The organism is Pseudomonas sp. S2_H01, from assembly GCF_054668305.1.
The window spans coordinates 3,730,525-3,748,462 of sequence record NZ_CP162756.1; the positions used below are offsets into that span (position 1 = coordinate 3,730,525).

General features: G+C 61.9%; 14 protein-coding genes, 1 pseudogene and 1 riboswitch. Of the genes and pseudogenes, 4 read left to right on the plus strand and 11 right to left on the minus strand.

What is annotated here, in order from left to right; translation table 11 throughout:
- Positions 1-110: 110 nt before the first annotated feature.
- The 6 genes from uca to AB4N84_RS16730 all read right to left on the minus strand — a co-directional run bounded on the left by uca (position 111) and on the right by AB4N84_RS16730 (position 7,970).
- The gene (gene uca / locus AB4N84_RS16705; RefSeq protein ID WP_460042295.1) at positions 111-3,800 is read right to left on the minus strand and encodes an urea carboxylase; all 3,690 of its coding nucleotides are present in this window, start codon (positions 3,798-3,800) and stop codon (positions 111-113) included.
- Between the two features lie 125 nt (positions 3,801-3,925).
- Positions 3,926-4,549, minus strand: a complete 624-nt coding sequence (locus AB4N84_RS16710; protein WP_460042296.1) for an urea amidolyase associated protein UAAP2 — start codon at positions 4,547-4,549, stop codon at positions 3,926-3,928.
- An 11-nt stretch (positions 4,550-4,560) separates the two neighbouring features.
- The gene (locus tag AB4N84_RS16715) at positions 4,561-5,286 is read right to left on the minus strand and encodes an urea amidolyase associated protein UAAP1 (RefSeq protein ID WP_460042297.1); all 726 of its coding nucleotides are present in this window, start codon (positions 5,284-5,286) and stop codon (positions 4,561-4,563) included.
- A gap of 12 nt (positions 5,287-5,298) precedes the next feature.
- Positions 5,299-6,063, minus strand: a complete 765-nt coding sequence (locus AB4N84_RS16720; RefSeq protein ID WP_460042298.1) for an ABC transporter ATP-binding protein — start codon at positions 6,061-6,063, stop codon at positions 5,299-5,301.
- A complete protein-coding gene (locus tag AB4N84_RS16725; protein WP_074755676.1) occupies positions 6,060-6,875 on the minus strand; it encodes an ABC transporter permease in 816 nt (271 codons plus the stop codon). Before AB4N84_RS16725 ends, AB4N84_RS16720 begins: the two co-directional genes overlap by 4 nt.
- Before the next feature lie 27 nt (positions 6,876-6,902).
- Positions 6,903-7,970: a putative urea ABC transporter substrate-binding protein gene (locus AB4N84_RS16730; protein WP_460042300.1), complete on the minus strand. Its 1,068-nt coding sequence runs from the start codon at positions 7,968-7,970 to the stop codon at positions 6,903-6,905.
- A 59-nt stretch (positions 7,971-8,029) separates the two neighbouring features.
- Positions 8,030-8,135: riboswitch (guanidine-I (ykkC/yxkD leader) on the minus strand.
- Positions 8,136-8,412: 277 nt separating this feature from the next.
- On the opposite strand from AB4N84_RS16730, the gene AB4N84_RS16735 reads away from it, so the two are divergent.
- Positions 8,413-8,943 (plus strand): hypothetical protein, encoded by a 531-nt coding sequence (locus AB4N84_RS16735; RefSeq protein ID WP_460042301.1) that lies wholly within the window; start codon positions 8,413-8,415, stop codon positions 8,941-8,943.
- Between the two features lie 72 nt (positions 8,944-9,015).
- On the opposite strand, the gene AB4N84_RS16740 is transcribed toward AB4N84_RS16735, so the two are convergent.
- Complete coding sequence (locus tag AB4N84_RS16740) at positions 9,016-10,128, minus strand: enoyl-CoA hydratase/isomerase family protein (protein ID WP_460042303.1); 1,113 nt, start codon at positions 10,126-10,128, stop codon at positions 9,016-9,018.
- 171 nt (positions 10,129-10,299) lie between these two features.
- Here AB4N84_RS16740 and ung point away from each other — a divergent pair, with 171 nt between their 5' ends.
- Positions 10,300-10,995, plus strand: a complete 696-nt coding sequence (gene ung / locus AB4N84_RS16745) for a uracil-DNA glycosylase (RefSeq protein ID WP_074755682.1) — start codon at positions 10,300-10,302, stop codon at positions 10,993-10,995.
- A 141-nt stretch (positions 10,996-11,136) separates the two neighbouring features.
- On the opposite strand, the gene AB4N84_RS16750 is transcribed toward ung, so the two are convergent.
- From AB4N84_RS16750 to AB4N84_RS16765, 4 genes are all read right to left on the minus strand, one after another.
- Complete coding sequence (locus tag AB4N84_RS16750; protein WP_460042304.1) at positions 11,137-12,171, minus strand: AbrB family transcriptional regulator; 1,035 nt, start codon at positions 12,169-12,171, stop codon at positions 11,137-11,139.
- Positions 12,164-13,675, minus strand: a complete 1,512-nt coding sequence (locus AB4N84_RS16755; protein ID WP_074755686.1) for a tripartite tricarboxylate transporter permease — start codon at positions 13,673-13,675, stop codon at positions 12,164-12,166. Before AB4N84_RS16755 ends, AB4N84_RS16750 begins: the two co-directional genes overlap by 8 nt.
- A 1-nt stretch (position 13,676) precedes the next feature.
- Positions 13,677-14,135, minus strand: a complete 459-nt coding sequence (locus tag AB4N84_RS16760; protein WP_460042305.1) for a tripartite tricarboxylate transporter TctB family protein — start codon at positions 14,133-14,135, stop codon at positions 13,677-13,679.
- A gap of 80 nt (positions 14,136-14,215) precedes the next feature.
- A complete protein-coding gene (locus tag AB4N84_RS16765; protein ID WP_460047042.1) occupies positions 14,216-15,202 on the minus strand; it encodes a Bug family tripartite tricarboxylate transporter substrate binding protein in 987 nt (328 codons plus the stop codon).
- A gap of 468 nt (positions 15,203-15,670) precedes the next feature.
- Here AB4N84_RS16765 and AB4N84_RS16770 point away from each other — a divergent pair, with 468 nt between their 5' ends.
- Positions 15,671-16,342, plus strand: a complete 672-nt coding sequence (locus AB4N84_RS16770; protein ID WP_460042306.1) for a response regulator — start codon at positions 15,671-15,673, stop codon at positions 16,340-16,342.
- Positions 16,335-17,742 (plus strand): annotated as a pseudogene (locus AB4N84_RS16775) (sensor histidine kinase). Before AB4N84_RS16770 ends, AB4N84_RS16775 begins: the two are co-directional and overlap by 8 nt.
- The last annotated feature ends 196 nt before the right edge of the window (positions 17,743-17,938 follow it).

Here is a 17,938-nt window from a genome sequence, read left to right on the forward strand (position 1 = left end):
GCTAAAAAAGCGTATCTATGTAATGCATTTTACGAGGTGGAATCTGGTACGGGTCGCAGTGACCGAGGGTGGTAGGAAAGGGCGGCGCCGAATCAGCGCCGCCCTCGCTGTCAGTGCTCTGCCTGGAGCACTACCACGCGTTGGCCTGCGCGTACGGCGGAGCCGGGCTGCACACGCACTTCCTGAACCACACCGGCAACCGGGGCGAGCAGGGGGATTTCCATTTTCATCGACTCGAGAATCACCAGCGTGTCGCCTGGCGCGACACGCTGCCCCACTTCGACTTGAACCTGCCAGAGGTTGCCCGCGATGTGGCTGTCGACGCTCAAGTGCCCCGGTGGTACAGAGGCTTCTTCGACGCTTTCGGCGACCGCTTCATCGCTTTCGAACGTGGCCTGGCCGTTGGCAATCCAGCGTTCGCGCTCGGCATTGAACGCGCCTTGCTGCTGGTTGCGGAACGCGGCGATGCTCTGGGCTTCTTTCGCCAGAAACGCCTGGTAGTCGGCCAGGTTCAGCGTGGTGTGTTCGATCTGCAGCGGGTAACGCCCGAGCGGAAAGTCGCGACGAATGTTCAGCAACTCGTCGGCACTCACCGGGTAGAAACGAATCTGGTCGAAGAAGCGCAGCAACCACGGTTTGCCGTCGAACGCTTCGACGGCGCGGTAGCGGTTCCACATCTGCAGGGTGCGCCCCACAAACTGATAACCGCCGGGCCCTTCCATGCCATACACGCACATGTAGGCGCCGCCGATGCCGACCGAGTTTTCGGCGGTCCAGGTCCGGGCCGGGTTGTATTTGGTGGTCACCAGACGATGACGTGGGTCCAGCGGCGTGGCGACCGGTGCGCCGAGGTAGACGTCACCCAGGCCCATCACCAGATAGCTGGCGTCGAACACGGTGCGCTGCACTTCGTCCAGGTTCGGCAGGTCGTTGATGCGACGAATGAACTCCAGGTTGCTCGGGCACCACGGCGCGTCCTTGCGCACGGTGGTCATGTACTTCTCGATGGCGAGTTGGCAGGCCGGGTCGTCCCACGACAGGGGCAGGTGAACGATGCGCGACGGCACCTCGAGGTTCTTGCTGGCGCATACGGCATCCCATTCGCCCGCGACGATGTTCAGCAGTTCGGCGAGGGGTAATTGTTCAGGTTGGTAATGCACTTGCAGCGAGCGAATGCCGGGCGTCAGGTCGATCACACCATTCAGGCGTTTGCTTTCCAGCGCCTGCATCAGCGCGTGGCCCCGGAACCGCAGCACCAGATCCAGCTCGGGGGCGCCGATTTCCAGCAACAGGTGGGTGTCGCCGGATACGCGCGCGACCAAGCGGGTGTCGGCGACGCCAATGTCCAACACAATCGGCGACGTCAACGAGGCCCCCTGCAGGAGCGCGCTGGCCCGCGAAGAGGCTGGTACATCCGCTGCATCTCTGGCGTCGGCCCCATCGTCATCGCGGGCAAGCGCGCTCCTACAGGATTGAGGTTCGCCCGGGAGATCAGCGTCGACATCCAGGCCTCTGCAAAAGGCTGTTCGCGCGGCGTCGAGGCTGACGGGATGAAAGCGCACCTTGTCCCCGGCCTTGAGCTGTCCCAACTGCCACAGGTCCGCTTCGATGATGGTCACCGGGCAGACGAAACCGCCCAGGCTTGGTCCGTCGGGTCCGAGAATGACCGGCATGTCGCCAGTGAAATCCACTGCGCCAATCGCATACGGGTTGTCGTGGATGTTCGAGGGGTGAAGCCCGGCTTCTCCGCCGTCGGCACGCACCCACTCAGGCTTCGGCCCGATCAGGCGCACGCCGGTACGGCTAGAGTTGAAATGCACTTCCCAATCGGTGGTGAAGAAGGTCTGGATGTAGCCCTCGGTGAAATACTCCGGTGCGCCGTGGGGCCCGTAGATCACCCGGATATCACGCACGGCCGGCAGGGCCTGTGCCTGTTCTGCAGGCAATTGCGCTCCGACGCTGCGGTCAGTCAACGGCGCAATGTGCAGCACGTCGCCAGCCCGCAATGCGCGACCACCGTGACCGCCAAACTGTCCAAGGGTGAACGTGCTTTTGCTGCCCAGATAATCCGGTACATCCAGCCCGCCACGCACGCACAGATAACTGCGTGCACCTGCGCCGGCAATGGTGCCGAGCGCCAGAGTCGAACCTGCGGTCACCAAAAACGACTGGTTCATCGGCTGTGCCTGACCGTCAAGCGTCAGCGGAATCACGGCCCCGGTCACGGCTACCACGGTATCGGTGTTGAAGCGCAGCATCGGCCCGCTCATGGTGATTTCCAGCGCCGAGCAGCCTTCGGGGTTGCCGAGCAGACGATTACCCAAGCGCAGGGAGCGGCTGTCCATCGGACCGGACGGCGGCACACCGACCGCCCAATAACCCAGACGCCCCGGATAATCCTGCACACTGGTTTGCGTACCGCCGCTCAGCACCTCGAAGGTGTCGGCGTGATACACCAGACCTTCCAGGCAGCGGGTCCAGGGCTGGCCACTGGCAAAAGGCGCGTCGGCGAGGATCTGGCGCAAGTAGTCGCGGTTGGTTTCCACGCCATACAGGCGCGTGTCGCTCAGAGCTTGCGCCAGACCTTCGCTGGCGGCTGCACGATCCGGCGCCCAGCAGATGACCTTGGCGATCATCGGATCGAAAAACGGCGGGATCTCGCAACCGGCCTCGACCCAAGTGTCGATGCGCAACTGTTTGCCATCAGCGGGCGGGAATTCAACGGACGTCAGCAATCCCGGACTCGGCTGAAAGTCACGGCCCGGGTCTTCGGCGTACAACCGCGCTTGAATGGCGTGGCCGCGGGGTTGCAGACCCGCTTGCAAGTCGGCCAACGGCGGCAGGTCACCGGCGGCCAGCTGGATCATCCAGCTCACCAGATCCACGCCCCAGACCTGCTCGGTCACACCGTGCTCGACCTGCAAGCGGGTATTCACTTCAAGGAAATAAAAACGCTGATCGTCGCTGTCGAAGACGAATTCCACGGTCCCGGCGCTGCGATAACTGACGGCTTTCGCGAGCTTGATCGCCGCCGTGCACAACTCATCGGCCATGCCTTCAGGCAGGTTGGGCGCAGGGGTTTCTTCAAGGACTTTCTGATTGCGGCGTTGCACCGAGCAGTCACGAACACCCAAGGCAATGACGTCGCCCTGACCGTCGCCGAACACCTGTACCTCCAGATGACGCGCGCGCTGGATGTACTTCTCGATGAACACGCCCGCGTCACTGAAATTGTTCTGGCCGAGGCGTTTGACGGCCTCGAACGATTCGCTCAGTTCGCTGGCGCTGCGGCACACGCGCATGCCGATGCCACCGCCGCCTGCCGTGCTTTTCAACATCACCGGGTAGCCGATTGTCTCGGCGGCGCTCAGGGCGGATTCGACGCTGTCCAGCAACTCGGTGCCTTCCAGCATCGGCACGCCATGCTGTTTCGCCAGCGCACGGGCCGTGTGCTTGAGGCCGAAGACGCGCAGCTGTTCAGGCGTGGGGCCGACGAAGGCGATCCCCGCGTCTTCACAGGCCTGCGCAAACGCGGCGTTTTCCGAGAGAAACCCGTAACCGGGATGAATCGCCTTGGCGCCGGTCGATTGCGCGATGGTGAGGATCTTGTCCACCGCCAGATAGGTTCCGGCCGCGCCACCGTCGCCCAGGCTGTGGGCCTGATCGGCCTCCAGAATGTGCAGGCTGGCGGCGTCGGCTTCGGAATAGACGGCAACGCCTTCGACCTTAAGGGCGCGCAAGGTACGCAGGATGCGGCAGGCAATGGCGCCGCGGTTGGCGATCAGCAGTGTGTCGAACATGGTTTTTGACCCCGGAGACTGACCTGCGTCGATCTCAAACTGGGTAGCGGGCCGTCCCGCTGTTGTACTCGTTGCACGAAGGCCGTCCCTCGCGCCAAAACGTCGAATCAGTGCGCGTGTAACGATTAATCCCAGACGAGCAATTCAGCCGGCGTCGGGTTGTAGCCGTTGCACGGGTTGTTCAGTTGCGGGCAGTTGGAAATCAGCACGATCACGTCCATTTCGGCGCGCAGTTCCACATATTTGCCCGCGCCGGAAATGCCATCTTCGAACGTCAGTCCACCTTCGGCGGTGACCGGCACGTTCATGAAGAAATTGATATTCGGGCTGATGTCGCGCTTGCCCAGACGGCCGTCGTGAACGCAGGCGCGCAGGTAGTTATCCCGGCAGCTGTGCATGTGGCGTTTTTCCAGCGCGTAACGCACGGTGTTGCTTTCTTGTGCGCAGGCGCCGCCGAGGGTGTCGTGGCGACCGCAGGTGTCTTCGACGATGGTCAGCATCGGTTTGCCAAGGTTGGAATAGAGCACGCTGCCTTTGCTCAGGTAGACATTGTTCTGCCGACGTAGCGTGCGCTGCACGTCATAACGTTCACGCGGGTTGGCCAGGCTGTAGAACAGCGTGTCGACGGCCTGATTGCCTTCGAGGTCGAGCAGGCGCAGGGTTTGCCCGGCCTTGAGTTCGGTCAGCGAAGGTTCGCCAGCCGGGATTAAGGTGATCGAAACGGGGGCGTTTTTCTGTGGCGTATTCATCGCGGCAATCCTCAAGCGAACAGGCGGTCGGTGTTGATGAAACCGCGCACGTTTTCCTCGCGGGACGTACGGCAGTGTTCAGCGACGCTGGCGTCGGCCTTCATCCAGCTCAACTTGACGGGCTGCGGCGCGTACTCGGGGTTGGGGTCCATCGGGTGTTGCAGCGCCGTGAGCACCACCAGCGTGTCCATCGGTGCGTACAGCTCGATGCTGTCGCCGGCTTTCGAGTTGTCGGGGACGAAGGCCAGGGCGCCGTTGTCGTCGACGTTGACGCGGCTGAACAGGTTGAGTGTCATCAGCAGATCGGAAAGGTCAAGGCCCCACTTGCCCATCTCGACCAGCAGGTTGTCGGTGCCGTTGCGGAAGAAGCCGTTGCGCAGTTCCTGATAGCGGCCCTGGCCGTACTTCTCGGTGACTTCATCGGCACACAATACGCCGCCGATGCTGTCGCTCCAGCCGCAGGTGTCTGCGGTGATCGCTGCCAGCACGCGGCCCATGTCCGAGTACAGGCAATGGCCGGTGGTCAGCTTGGCGGTGTGTTGGCATTTGAGGCTGTCAGGCAGGTTCAGGCGCTCGGTTTTTTCATGGGCGTTGAACATCGTCAGGCTGACGTTGGCGTTGCCGTTGAGGTCAGTCACGCGCAGCAATTCGCCGCGCTTGAGCACGAACGACAGGTGGCCGCCACCGGGCAGCAGTTCTTCGGCGAATACCGGAAACACAGCAGTTGAATCAGTCATGTCGAGAATCCTTCAAGCCGTTTGCAGCGATTCAATGGCCGCGCGCGCGGCGCGACGATCGCTGTTCAGGGGAATGTCATAAGTGATGCGGGCGCCATAGGCACCGGGTGCGTGCGGGTCGATGCGGACCTTGTCGAACACCAGCAGCCGCGTGCCGAGGTTGAAGCCTTCGGACAGGTCGTGAGTGACCATGAACACCGTCAGCTTCGTTTCGCGCCACAGCTCCAGCAGCAGGGCGTGCATGTCTTTGCGGATGCCGGGATCGAGCGCACCGAACGGCTCGTCGAGCAGCAGCACGCGAGGCTTCATGATCAGTGCCTGAGCGATGGCGAGCCGTTGTTGCATGCCGCCGGACAGCTGCGTCGGGTACTTGTCCAGCGCGTGGCCGAGCCCGACCTTGTGCAGCAGCACCGAGGCCTGCTCCCGAGCCTCACGTTTCGCGTTGCCGAACAACCGGCCCAGCAGCGCTGAGCGGGGCAGCTCAAGGCCCAGCGCCACGTTGTCCAGCACCGACAGGTGCGGGAACACCGAGTAACGCTGAAACACCACGCCACGGCTGGCATCCGGTTCTTTGGCCAAGGGTTGACCGTCGAGCAGAATGCTCCCTTTGCTCGGCACTTCCTGGCCCAGCAGCAGGCGCAGGAAGGTCGATTTGCCGCAACCCGACGCGCCGACAAGGGTGCAGAACTCGCCCTCGGCGATACTCAGGTTCAGGCCTTCCAGTACCACTTGATCGTCGTATTGTTGCCACACGTTATTGACCGTAATGAAGCTCATGCGCGTGCGCCCTCGTACCAAGGGAACGCTTTGCGTGTCAGCGCTTTCAGGCCCCAGTCCATCAGCCAGGCGAGCAGGGTGATCCAGACCACGTAGGGCAGGATCATGTCCATTGCCAGATAACGCCGCACCAGGAAGATGCGGTAACCCAGACCGTCGGTGGACGCGATGGCTTCGGCCGCGATCAGGAACAACCAGGCCGAGCCCAACACCAGCCGCAGCGAGATCAACAGCCGTGGCAGCAACTGCGGCAGCACGACGCGCAGAATCAGCGTCCAGGTCGACGCGCCCAGCGTCTGGGCCTTGATCAGCAGCTCGACCGGAATCTCCCGGGCGCGCTGTTCCAGATCACGGGCGAGCACCGGGGTGATGCCGATCACGATCAGCATCACCTTCGACAACTCGCCCAGGCCGAAGACGATGAACAGAATCGGCAGAATCGCCAGTGGCGGCACCATCGACAGCACCGTCAGTAAGGGTGACAACGGCGCACCGAACAGCGGCAGCACGCCCGACGCAATGCCCAAACACAGCCCGACGACCGCACTGATCGCCAGGCCAATGGCCAGGCGTTGCAGGCTCGACGCGGTGTCCTGCCACAGGATGTATTCGCCGGTGCGTTGATCAGGGTTGATCGCGACACGTTTGATTGCATCCGTCATCTGCACGGCGCTGGGCAGCAGCTTGTCGTTAGGGTTCTCCGTCAGCCGTGTTGCCGAGCCCGTGAAGTAGGCGAACAGCAACAGGGCGAACGGCAGGATCACCAGAATCAATCGGCTGGCGCGATCCGGGCGGCGGTTTATTAGGCGCATATGGAATAACCTGTCTGAAGCGAATTTTTACAACTTGCCGTCAGCGGCCATCTGCACATAGCTCGGGTCGAAGTGCAGTTTGAGGTTGCCCTTGTCGCCTTCGGTCACGCTGTTGGCGAAGCTCATGCCGACGGCGCTGGAGTCCTTGGCGCCTTCGCCGAGCAGACCGTGTTCGAAGGAGAAGTCAGCGACCTTGCGCATGGTGCTGGGCAGTTGCTTGCTGGTGGCGAACGCCAGGGCTTCTTTCGGTGTGGCGAACAGCTTGGTGGTGTCCAACTGCGACTGGAAACCGGCCAGGTCGGTGCCCGAGGCCTTGGCCATGTGTTCCAGCGCGACCTTGGATTCGGCGGACTTGGCGTTCATCAACGCGACGACTTCGAACCAGGCGCCGGTCAGGGCTTTGCCCAGTGCAGGGTTGTCTTTGAGGGTCTGGGTGTTGACCACCATCATGTCCATGATTTCGCCCGGGATCTTGCTCGAATCGAACACTTCGGTGACGCCCGGCTTGGCCTTGATGTCGGAAAGCATCGGGTTCCAGGTGGTGACGGCCTTGACCTGATCGGTGTTGAACGCCGCAGAGATGTCGGCATCGGACGTATTCACGACCTTCAGGTCTTTCTCGGTCAGGTCCACCGAGTCCAGGGCGCGGGCCAGCAAGTAGTGGGAAACCGACAGCTCGACCAGGTTGACGTCCATGCCCTTGAGGTCAGTGACTTTCTTGCCGTTGCCCTTGATGACGATGCCGTCGTTGCCGTTGGAGAAGTCGCTGACTACCAGTGCGGTGCTTTCCACGCCGCCTGCGGCCGGAATGGTCAGGGCATCCATGTTGGTCATGGTGCAGCCGTCGAACTCGCCAGCGGTGTACTGGTTGATCGACTCGACGTAGTCGTTGAGCTGAGTGACCTTGATGTTGATGTTGTACTTCTTGGCCCACTTGTCGACGATGCCTTTCGTGCCTGCGTATTCCCACGGCATCCAGCCGGCATAAATGGTCCAGCAGACGTTGAAGTCTTTCTTCGGGGCGGCGGTGGCCGAGAGGCTGAATGCAGCGATGAGGCCGGCGGTGAGCAGGCCGAACAGACGGGACTTTTGCATGGATAACCTCCAGTAGCGAAAAGGGGCGGTCAGGAGCACGGCGACACCACTGGTGTCCTGTCTCCCGGGCTTTTATCCCGCCGTGTAACCTCTACTGGAGGTCGCCGACTCTCGGACCAGCCACTCGCTGTTTTCAAGCGAGCCGGAACCCTAGTCGGCTATTGCAAATTGTGGTGCCGCGAACCTGAGTTGACTCCTGCACAACCTTTGATAAGCGAGAGTTGTGCCAAGTCGCCACAGGCCGCGCAGGCCATGGGGGCGGGCGACGTGTGAGGTTTTTTCGCGGGACAAACGTGCACCGTTGCGGGGCGCCGTCTGGCGGCTGGGGCTTGAGCTGGGGCACTCGGAAGGGATTTTGCAGTCTGACGTTACGTTCTCGGCAGTTTTGGGAACGCCGACCAGCGCCGCTGGTTCGAGCTCTATCGCGGTCCAGGAGGCCGCCATGTATCGACGAAGCTTGCTCACCGTTTTGATGACGTTGTCTCTTGCAGGATGTTACGGAGGCTATTACGAATCGGACACCTACACGCAGCCTATCTATAGCAGCGGCTACAGCAGCGGATACGTGTATGACAACTATCGCCCCTATGGCCCGACCGCTTACGGTTCCGCGGTTTACTACTCATCGCCGCGCTACTACTCGGGCCCGCGCTATTACAACCCACCTCGTTACTATGCACCGCCTCCGCGTTATTACGGTCCCGGTTATGGCGGTGGTCGCCCCGGATATGGAGGCGGAGGCTGGCACGGCGGTGGCGGTGGGTACCACGGCGGCGGCTCCGGTTATCGCCCACCGCCTCCTGGTCCCAGACCTGGCGGAGGCGGCGGTCCGGGGCCAGGTTCCGGCTGGCACGGCAATCCCGGCGGCGGAGGTCCGGGCCCAGGGCGTCCCTCCGGCGGTGGTCGCAACTTCCGCGAGGACGGTAATTTCGGTCGAGGCGGACATGGCGGCCCAGGCGGCGGGAACCGATAGGCCAACGCAAACGGCGCTCCCTTGAGCGCCGTTTTTTATTGTCTTGTCGCTGGTCACCCGTAGGTCCAATGTTCAATAGCCCGACAAATCCGCCAACGGGTGCCGTCCTTCCCAGGCCTTTTCGAAATGCGCGTCCACCACCGCCAGTGGGATCGTCGCGATGTCTTGCCAATGCCAGTGCGGCGTATGGTCCTTGTCGATCAAGCGCGCCCGCACCCCCTCACTGAATTCAGGGTGACGGCAGCAGTTCAGGCTCATGCAGTATTCCATCTGGAACACCTGGGCCAGCGACATGTGCCGAGCCCGCTGAATCTGTTCCCACACCAATTGCGCCGTCAACGGGCAGCCCTCGGTCAGGGTTTTTGCGGCCTTGGCCAGCAGCGCATCCTGTGAATGAAGCTGATGTTTCAGAGCGTTCCAGGCACACGGGGCGTCCGCCACATCGAGAATCTCGTCGATCTGCTGGCGACGCGGCAGCCACTGCGCAGGCGGAAGCTGACCAGTTGCTTCCTGTTGCAGCGCCTTGAACAGGCTGTTCAGCTGCACGGCAGTCTGTTCTTGCCAGTTCAACTGCAACAGGCGATCAATCATTTCCTCCTGTTGATCGTCCAGCAGGAAGCGATCAGCCAAGTCCAGATCCAGCGCATCGCGGCCGTTGATGTGCGACCCGGTCAGGCCCAGAAACAGCCCCAACTTGCCGGGCAGGCGCGACAAAAACCAACTGGCGCCGACGTCGGGGAACAGGCCGATGTTGATTTCCGGCATTGCCAGGCGGCTGCTTGGGGTGACCACGCGAATATTGGCGCCTTGCAACAACCCCATGCCGCCGCCGAGCACGTAGCCGTGACCCCAGCAGATCAACGGTTTCGGGTAGGTGTGTAGCGAGTAGTCGAGACGGTATTCAGCGGCAAAGAACTGCGCGGCCAGTGGTGGGACGTTTCCCGGTTTGCCACGGTTGGCTTCGACCAGCGCCCGGACGTCGCCGCCCGCACAGAACGCTCTCTCGCCGTTGCCGCGTAAAAGGACACAGACAATCTGAGGGTCGCTGGCCCAGGCATCCAGTCGATCCTGCAGCGCCAGAATCATCGGCAGGGATAGCGCGTTAAGGGATTTTTCCGCATCCAGCGTGGCGATGCCGAGGCGGGCGCCGTCGGTGCCGGTAAGCTCTTCGAATTGCAGATTCATCGTAACCTCGTGTGCGTGGTACGGGTATCCGTTAAGGACTGTGAGTCCTGCGTCTGCCGGGAAGTTGCAATCAGGTGGTGCAGAGGAGTGTAGAAAACCCGCGACGTGTTGCGCTGGAAATAATGGGTCACAGCCCCTAAAGTCCGCGCATTGATTTTGCCGGATACGACCATGACAGACGACGACCGCATCAAACTTGAGGCCAGCTGGAAGCAGGCCCTGCGTGAAGAATTCGAAAAGCCCTACATGGGTGAGCTGCGCGAGTTCCTGCGCCAGGAGCATGCCGCGGGCAAGGAGATCTATCCTCCGGGACCGCTGATCTTCAATGCGCTCAATTCAACGCCGCTGGACAACGTGAAAGTGGTCATCCTCGGTCAGGACCCGTACCACGGCCCGAACCAGGCGCACGGCCTGTGCTTTTCCGTGCAACCGGGCGTACCGGCGCCGCCGTCGCTGGTGAACATCTACAAAGAGCTCAAGCGCGACCTGAACATCGACATTCCCAACCACGGCTACTTGCAATCGTGGGCGGATCAGGGCGTGCTGATGCTCAACACCACGCTGACCGTCGAACGCGCCAACGCCGCCTCTCACGCGGGCAAAGGCTGGCAGCACTTTACCGACAAGATCATCGAAACCGTCAGCGCGCATCAGCCGCATCTGGTCTTCCTGCTGTGGGGCGCCCACGCTCAGAGCAAGAAAAAGCTCATCGATGCGACCAAGCACAAGATCCTCACCTCCGTTCATCCCTCGCCGTTGTCGGCTTATAAAGGCTTTCTGGGCTGCGGGCATTTCGGCATGGCCAACAAGTTTCTGGAGCAGAACGGACTGACCCCGATTGAGTGGCGCTTGCCCGAACAGGTCTGATTTTGATCGTTTGATCGTTCCCGCGCTCAGCGTGGGAACGCCTTTATTGACGCTCTGCGTCAAAGGACGCGGAGCGTCCGAGGGGCATTGCCACGCGGAGCGCGGGAACGATCATGACAATGCCGCTCCCCCAATCGGGCTTCACACCGCAGGCTGCCGATTCCAGTACCTGAACAACGGCTCCGCCAGAAACAACACGAACAGCAACCTCATCACCTGCATCGCCGTGACCAGCGGCACCGACAGTTGCAGCACTTCGGCCGTCAAACTCATTTCTGCGATGCCGCCGGGCATCATGCCCAGGGTCAATGAGCGCAGGTCCAGATGGGTCGCCGTGCTCAACGCCAACGCACACAGCGCTGCGATGCTCATGGTCAACGCCGTCCCGATCAGCGTCCGCCCAATAAAAGAAGGGGCGCGGCGGAAGAACGCGCGGTTGAAGTGACACCCCAGCCCGCTGCCGATCAACCATTGCCCTATTTGACTGCCGCCGTTGGGCAGGCCGATGTGCAGGTCGAAACTGACGCTGATCACCGCGCTCACCAGCAATGGCCCGAACAGCCAGGGATTGGGCTGTTTCAGACGCTGCCACAGCCAGGCGACCAACGCGCCCAGCGGGAAAAGCAACGCGAGCCACGTCCAGTCCACGACCGTGGCATGAGACGGCGGGGCGCCATTGCCCATCAGGTATTTGAAAATCGCCGGAACGCACAAGACCACCGCCAGCACGCGCAGGCTTTGACCGGCCGCCACGTTGCTGAGCATCGCGCCATTGCGTGCGCCGAGGTTGACCATCTCTCCCGAGCCGCCAGGCATGCTGGAAAAGAATGCAGTAGCGCGGTCCTCACCGGTGCGCAGCATCAGCCAGACGCCCACCACGCTGGACACGCTGGTGACCAGCGCACCGATGAAGATCAGGCCGAAATGCGAGAGGACTTGTTCGATGACGACAGGGGTGAAGTGCAGGCCGATGCCGATGCCGACCACCCATTGGCCGCATTTGCGGCCGCCGGGGATTTCAGCCAGCTGCCATGGGGTCAGGCAGCGGACCAGGATGATCGCCAGCAATGAGCCGACCATCCAGGGCAACGGCCAGCCGACCTGACTGGCGAGGTAACCCCCCAGCAGGCCGACCAGCGGCGTTCCCCACCACGTTTTGAAGGGTCGATCAGACATCGGCCAGCGCGCGACGCTGTGAGCGCTTGCGCCAGATGCGCAGCAGCGGGAAGGCCAGCATGACGATGGTCAGTGCCCACACACCCAGCGTGATCGGGCTTGACCAGAGAATCTCCAGCGAGCCGTTGGAGATCGACAGCGCGCGACGCAGGTTCTGCTCCATCAAACCGCCGAGGATGAAGCCCAGCAGGATCGGCGACAACGGGAAGTCCAGCTTGCGCAGGATGTAACCGAAGATACCGATGCCGACCATCAGAAACAGGTCGAAGGTGGTGGCGTGAACCGCGTAGACACCGATCCCGGTAATGATCGCGATCACCGGCACCAGCGCCCAGTTCGGCACCGCAAGAATGCGAGTGAACACACGGATCATTGGAATGTTCAGGATCACCAGCATGACGTTGGCGACGAACAGCGACGCGATCAGGCCCCAGACCAGATCGGGTTGTTGCTGGAACAGCAAAGGTCCCGGCGTGATGTTGTACAGCGACAGTGCGCCGATCATCACGGCCGTGGTCCCCGAACCCGGTACGCCGAGGGTCAGCATCGGCACGAGTGCGCCACAGGCAGCGCCGCCAATAGCGGTTTCAGGCGCTGCCAGACCGCGCATGTCACCTTGGCCGAATTTGCCGTCTTTACCCGCGATACGTTTCTCGGTCATGTACGCCACGGCACTGGCCAGCGTAGCGCCGGCACCCGGCAACACGCCCATGATGAAGCCCATCACTCCGCAACGCAGGTTGACGACGAAGACCGCGCTGGCTTCCTTGACGTTGAACATCATGCGACCGGTCGCCTTGACCGCTTCCTGACCGTGGTGGGTCTTTTCCAGCAAGAGCAGGATTTCGCTGATCGAGAACAGGCCCAACACCAGCACCACGAACTGGATGCCGTCTGCCAGGTGAATGTTGTCTCCGGTGAAACGGTAGACGCCGCTGTTGGCGTCAATGCCGATGCTCGACAAAAACAGTCCGATCAACGCGGCAACGAACGTCTTCAGTGGACGATCGCCAGCCATGCCGCCCAGGCAGACGATCGCGAACACCATCAACACGAAGTATTCCGCCGGTCCGAAGGCGATCGCCCATTTGGCAAGCAATGGGGCGAACAGCACCATGCCGCAGGTTGCGATCAATGCGCCGATGAACGAACTCCATGCGGACAGCGAGAGTGCCACGCCGGCTAGGCCCTGACGGGCCATCGGGTAGCCGTCGAGTGTCGTCATGACGGTGGACGCTTCACCCGGAATATTGAGCAGAATCGAGCTGATGCGCCCGCCGTACTCACAACCCAGATAGACGGCTGCCAACAGAATCAATGCCGACTCGGGCGGAAGGCCCAAGGCGAAGGCGATGGGGATCAGCAGCGCCACGCCATTGATCGGACCCAGGCCCGGCAGCAGGCCGACGATGGTGCCGATCAGCGTGCCGGAAAGGGCGGTGATCAGGTTGTACGGGGTCAGCGCGACGCCGAAGCCCTGGCCGAGATAGCCGAGAGTATCCATATCAGTTCTCCAGAGCGTCGAGCACGCCCAGTGGCAGAGGCACATCCATTACTTTGTCGAAGAGCAGGTACAGACCGATGCTCATCAAGGTGATGATGACGATGCTGGGCAGCCAGCGACCGCCATATAAGCGCGCCATGGGAATGCCGATCAGCATGCTGCTCAACACAAAACCCAGAGGTTCGAACAGGCCCGCAAAGATCAGCAGCAGAACCGTGCACACGGCGATCTTGATCAGCGTCGGACGGTCCAGCGGTGGCTCGCCTTCGGAATGCTTGATCGGCGTTGGGCGAAACACCATGTACAGCAGCGAAATGCCCATCAGCGCCAGCATCAGCAGCGGAAACGCGCGCGGGCCCACGGGTTCGTAGGAAAAAGGTGCCTGATAAGGCCAGGCCATCAGCGCCAGGCCGATACAGGCCAACAGCAGTACGAAGGCGAAAATGCGTTGAAACACCATGGAAAGCTCCCAGGTGGCGCCACCGCGCAGGCGGCGCAACCCTCACGTCAGTCAATCGAGAACCACTTAACGGGGTCCCATCACTGAATCAGGCCGAATTCCTTGGCCAGCACTTTGTATTCACCCACGCGGGTCTTCACGTACTTGTCCAGCTCGTCACCGGTCATGGCGAACGGGAACAACTCGCGCTGGTCACGCAGCTTGGCGAAGTCTTCCGAGGCCAGCAGCTTGTCGAACGCTGCTTTCCACCAGTTGTATTCCTCGTCGCTCACCTTCGGGCCGAGGTAGAAACCACGTACTACGGGCCAGACGATGTCGTAGCCTTGTTCTTTGGCGGTCGGAATGTTCTTCATTTCCGGCTCGTCCAGGCGCTTCTCGGAGAACACGGCCAGCAGGCGCATGTCGCCACTGAGGATGTGCGGCATGGAGTCGGAGATGTCAGTGGAGCCAACCTGGATGTGCCCGCCGAGCAGGGCGGTGGCGATTTCACCGCCGCCTTCGAGCGCCACATAACGCAGATCCCGCGGGTTGATACCGGCTGCCTTGGCGACCAGGGCGGTCTGCATCCAGTCCTGACTGCCGACGGTACCGCCTGAACCGATGACCACTTTGCTTGGGTCGGCTTTCAGGGCTTTGACCAGATCGTCGAGGTTCTTGTAGGGCGAATCGGCTTTCACCGCGATGGCGCCATAACTGGTGCCGACCGCCGCCAGCCAGCGCACCGCGTTTTCGTCGAACCGACCGAACTTGCCTTGGGCAAGGTTCAGCAGCGAACCGCTGGACCAGGCGACCAGCGTGCCAGCGTCCGCCGGGCGCTGTGCGACCACCGCGTTGTACGCCACTGCACCGACACCGCCGGGCATGTAGGTCACGCGCATCGGTTTGGTCAGAATCTTCTCGTTGACCAGTGCGCTTTGCACCAGTTTGCAGGTCAGGTCGAAACCGCCACCCGGCGATGCCGGTGCGATGCATTCAGGACGATTGGGCTCGGCTGCCCACAGTTGAGTGGCTACCAGCATGCAGCTGGCGGCGACGCTGATACGGCGCAACGATAGGTTCATGGTCAGTCTCCAACGGAGTTGTTGTTTTTGGGTGCGTTTGGCTTATTGGATCGGGCGAAGATTCCCACCGCGTCGTGGACGCGTGGTGATCAGGGAGGAGGGCGTGACGATGCACCGCGCAGCAAAACCGCGAAGTGTACTCAAAACAGAATGGGATTCAGACGGCGCTGTGGCCGAGGATTTCAGTGAGCTCATCACCGGTGACTCCGATATTGTTTTTATTGTTGAAAACGCATCGAGGCGTTTTTCGTCACGACCTGCGTGTCACGGACCTCGGAATGAGGACAAGCGTAACAAGTCGTAACCGGATCCTAATGGGCGAAGCTTTCATCAACCTTTCAACTACCTTTCATTGAGTACCTGCCGGCTATCGTGCGGGCAGCGGCGGTGCTCTCTGACGCGTTTAGGGCCTTCACAGACGGCGGCGCGCCTGTAAACTCCGCCTCCACCAAACGCCTCAATCGGGAGAAGTCGATGCGTGTCCTGCTCGTCGAAGACCATCTGCAACTGGCTGAAAGCGTCGCGCTGGCGCTCAAGGGCAGCGGGCTGACCGTGGACGTGCTGCATGACGGCGTGGCGGCTGATCTGGCGCTGGGCAGCGAAGAGTACGCGGTGGCGATCCTCGATGTCGGCCTGCCGCGCATGGACGGTTTTGAGGTGCTCGCGCGGCTGCGGGCGCGGGGCAGGAACATCCCGGTGTTGATGCTGACCGCGCGCAGTGACGTCAAGGATCGGGTCCACGGCCTCAATCTGGGGGCCGACGATTACCTGGCCAAACCTTTCGAGTTGTCGGAGCTGGAAGCACGGGTCAAGGCGCTGTTGCGACGCAGCGTGTTGGGCGGCGAACGCCAGCAGCGGTGTGGGGTGCTGGTGTATGACCTCGACACCCGGCGCTTCACACTGAGCGACGATGTACTGACGTTGACCTCTCGCGAGCAGTCGGTCCTCGAAGCGCTGATCGCCCGTCCCGGTCGGGTGATGAGCAAGGAGCAACTGGCGGCTCAGGTGTTCGGCCTGGACGAGGAGGCCAGTGCGGACGCTATCGAAATCTACGTCCACCGGTTGCGCAAGAAACTGGATGGCCATCCGGTCGGGATCGTGACCTTCCGTGGTCTGGGCTATTTGCTGGAAAGCCGGGATGCTTAATCCGTTTCCTTCTGCGGAAAACAGCCTGCGCTGGCGCCTGCTGTGGAACCTGGGATTGCTGCTGGTGGTGTTGATGATCGCCAGCGGCATGAGCGCCTACTGGAACGGTCGCGAGGCAGCGGACACCGCCTACGACCGCACGCTGCTGGCTTCGGCGCGGACCATCGCAGCCGGGTTGTCCGAGCGTGATGGCACCCTCAGCGCCGACGTGCCCTACGTGGCCCTCGATACGTTTGCCTATGACAGCGCCGGTCGGATCTATTACCAGGTCAACGACATCAACCACAAGCTGATTTCGGGTTACGAAAATCTCCCCGGGCCGCCGCCCGGCACGGCGCGCACCGACGCTTACCCGGCGCTGGCCAAATTCTACAGCGCGCGCTATCAGGGCCAGGATGTGCGCGTGGTCAGCCTGCTCAAACCGGTGAGCGAGCCGAACATGAACGGCATCGCCGAAATCCGCGTGGCCGAGACCGAGGAGCAACGGGTGAGCATGGCGCGGGGCCTGATGGCCGATACCCTGTTGCGGCTGGGCATGCTCGGCAGCGGCGCGCTGCTGCTGGTGTGGTTTACCGTGAGCGCCGCACTGCGACCGCTGGATCGCTTGCGCACGGCGGTGGAGGAGCGTGAACCCGACGATTTACGCTCGTTACCCATGGTCGAGGTGCAGCACGAACTGCGCCCGCTGGTCATCTCGCTCAACCACTTCACCGAGCGCCTGCGCATGCAGTTCGAGCGTCAGGCGCAGTTCATCGCTGATGCCGCCCATGAGCTGCGCACGCCGTTGGCTGCGCTCAAGGCGAGGGTCGAATTGGGGCTGCGTGATCAGGAGCCGGCTGCCTGGCGCAGCACGCTGGAAAGCGCGGCCATGGGGACGGACAAACTGACGCACCTGGCCAATCAGTTGCTGTCGCTGGCACGCATCGAAAACGGTGCCCGGGCGATTGCTGAAGGCGGGGCGCAGTTGCTGGACCTCAGCCAACTGGCGCGGGAGTTGGGCATGGCCATGGCGCCGCTGGCCCATGCCCGAGGCGTTGCCCTGGCCCTGGAAGCCGATGAGCCGGTCTGGATGCGCGGCGAGCCGACCTTGCTCAACGAACTGCTGAGCAACCTGGTGGACAACGCCCTCGCACACACCCTCCGGTGGCAATGTGGTGCTGAGGGTGCATGCGCCCTGCGTGCTCGAAGTCGAGGATGACGGGCCGGGTATTCCATTGCACGAGCGCGATCGCGTGTTCGAACGTTTTTATCGGCGCAATCAGCAAAGCACCGGCTCAGGGCTCGGCCTGGCAATCGTCGGCGAAATCTGTCGCGCGCATCTGGCGAAGATCACTTTGCATGATGGCGCTGAGCGCGGATTGAAGGTTCGAGTGACATTCCCGGTTTCCCTTCCATCGTAGACATACGCGGCAGGTCAGCGACATCATCGGCGAATGACACCCTCCTTCGCTGCCCTCGTAACCTCGGACGTCTCCCACAGGTATTGATTTGTACCCATGCTTCGTCGCAGCGCATCAAAACGGCTAGGAGTTTTCTGAAGAGACCGCATAAACCGGGACCTGCCACGCACCCTGTGGGAGCTGCTGGAGGTTACGA

Excerpts from the sequence above, each read along its gene's own strand:
- AB4N84_RS16755 (WP_074755686.1), bottom strand. The coding sequence starts at position 13,675 with ATGGATACTCTCGGCTATCTCGGCCAGGGCTTCGGCGTCGCGCTGACC.
- AB4N84_RS16740 (WP_460042303.1), bottom strand. The coding sequence starts at position 10,128 with ATGAATCTGCAATTCGAAGAGCTTACCGGCACCGACGGCGCCCGCCTC.
- AB4N84_RS16735 (WP_460042301.1), top strand. The coding sequence starts at position 8,413 with ATGTATCGACGAAGCTTGCTCACCGTTTTGATGACGTTGTCTCTTGCA.
- AB4N84_RS16770 (WP_460042306.1), top strand. The coding sequence starts at position 15,671 with ATGCGTGTCCTGCTCGTCGAAGACCATCTGCAACTGGCTGAAAGCGTC.
- AB4N84_RS16760 (WP_460042305.1), bottom strand. The coding sequence starts at position 14,135 with ATGGTGTTTCAACGCATTTTCGCCTTCGTACTGCTGTTGGCCTGTATC.
- AB4N84_RS16710 (WP_460042296.1), bottom strand. The coding sequence starts at position 4,549 with ATGAATACGCCACAGAAAAACGCCCCCGTTTCGATCACCTTAATCCCG.
- AB4N84_RS16750 (WP_460042304.1), bottom strand. The coding sequence starts at position 12,171 with ATGTCTGATCGACCCTTCAAAACGTGGTGGGGAACGCCGCTGGTCGGC.
- AB4N84_RS16725 (WP_074755676.1), bottom strand. The coding sequence starts at position 6,875 with ATGCGCCTAATAAACCGCCGCCCGGATCGCGCCAGCCGATTGATTCTG.
- AB4N84_RS16730 (WP_460042300.1), bottom strand. The coding sequence starts at position 7,970 with ATGCAAAAGTCCCGTCTGTTCGGCCTGCTCACCGCCGGCCTCATCGCT.
- ung (WP_074755682.1), top strand. The coding sequence starts at position 10,300 with ATGACAGACGACGACCGCATCAAACTTGAGGCCAGCTGGAAGCAGGCC.
- AB4N84_RS16720 (WP_460042298.1), bottom strand. The coding sequence starts at position 6,063 with ATGAGCTTCATTACGGTCAATAACGTGTGGCAACAATACGACGATCAA.
- AB4N84_RS16715 (WP_460042297.1), bottom strand. The coding sequence starts at position 5,286 with ATGACTGATTCAACTGCTGTGTTTCCGGTATTCGCCGAAGAACTGCTG.
- uca (WP_460042295.1), bottom strand. The coding sequence starts at position 3,800 with ATGTTCGACACACTGCTGATCGCCAACCGCGGCGCCATTGCCTGCCGC.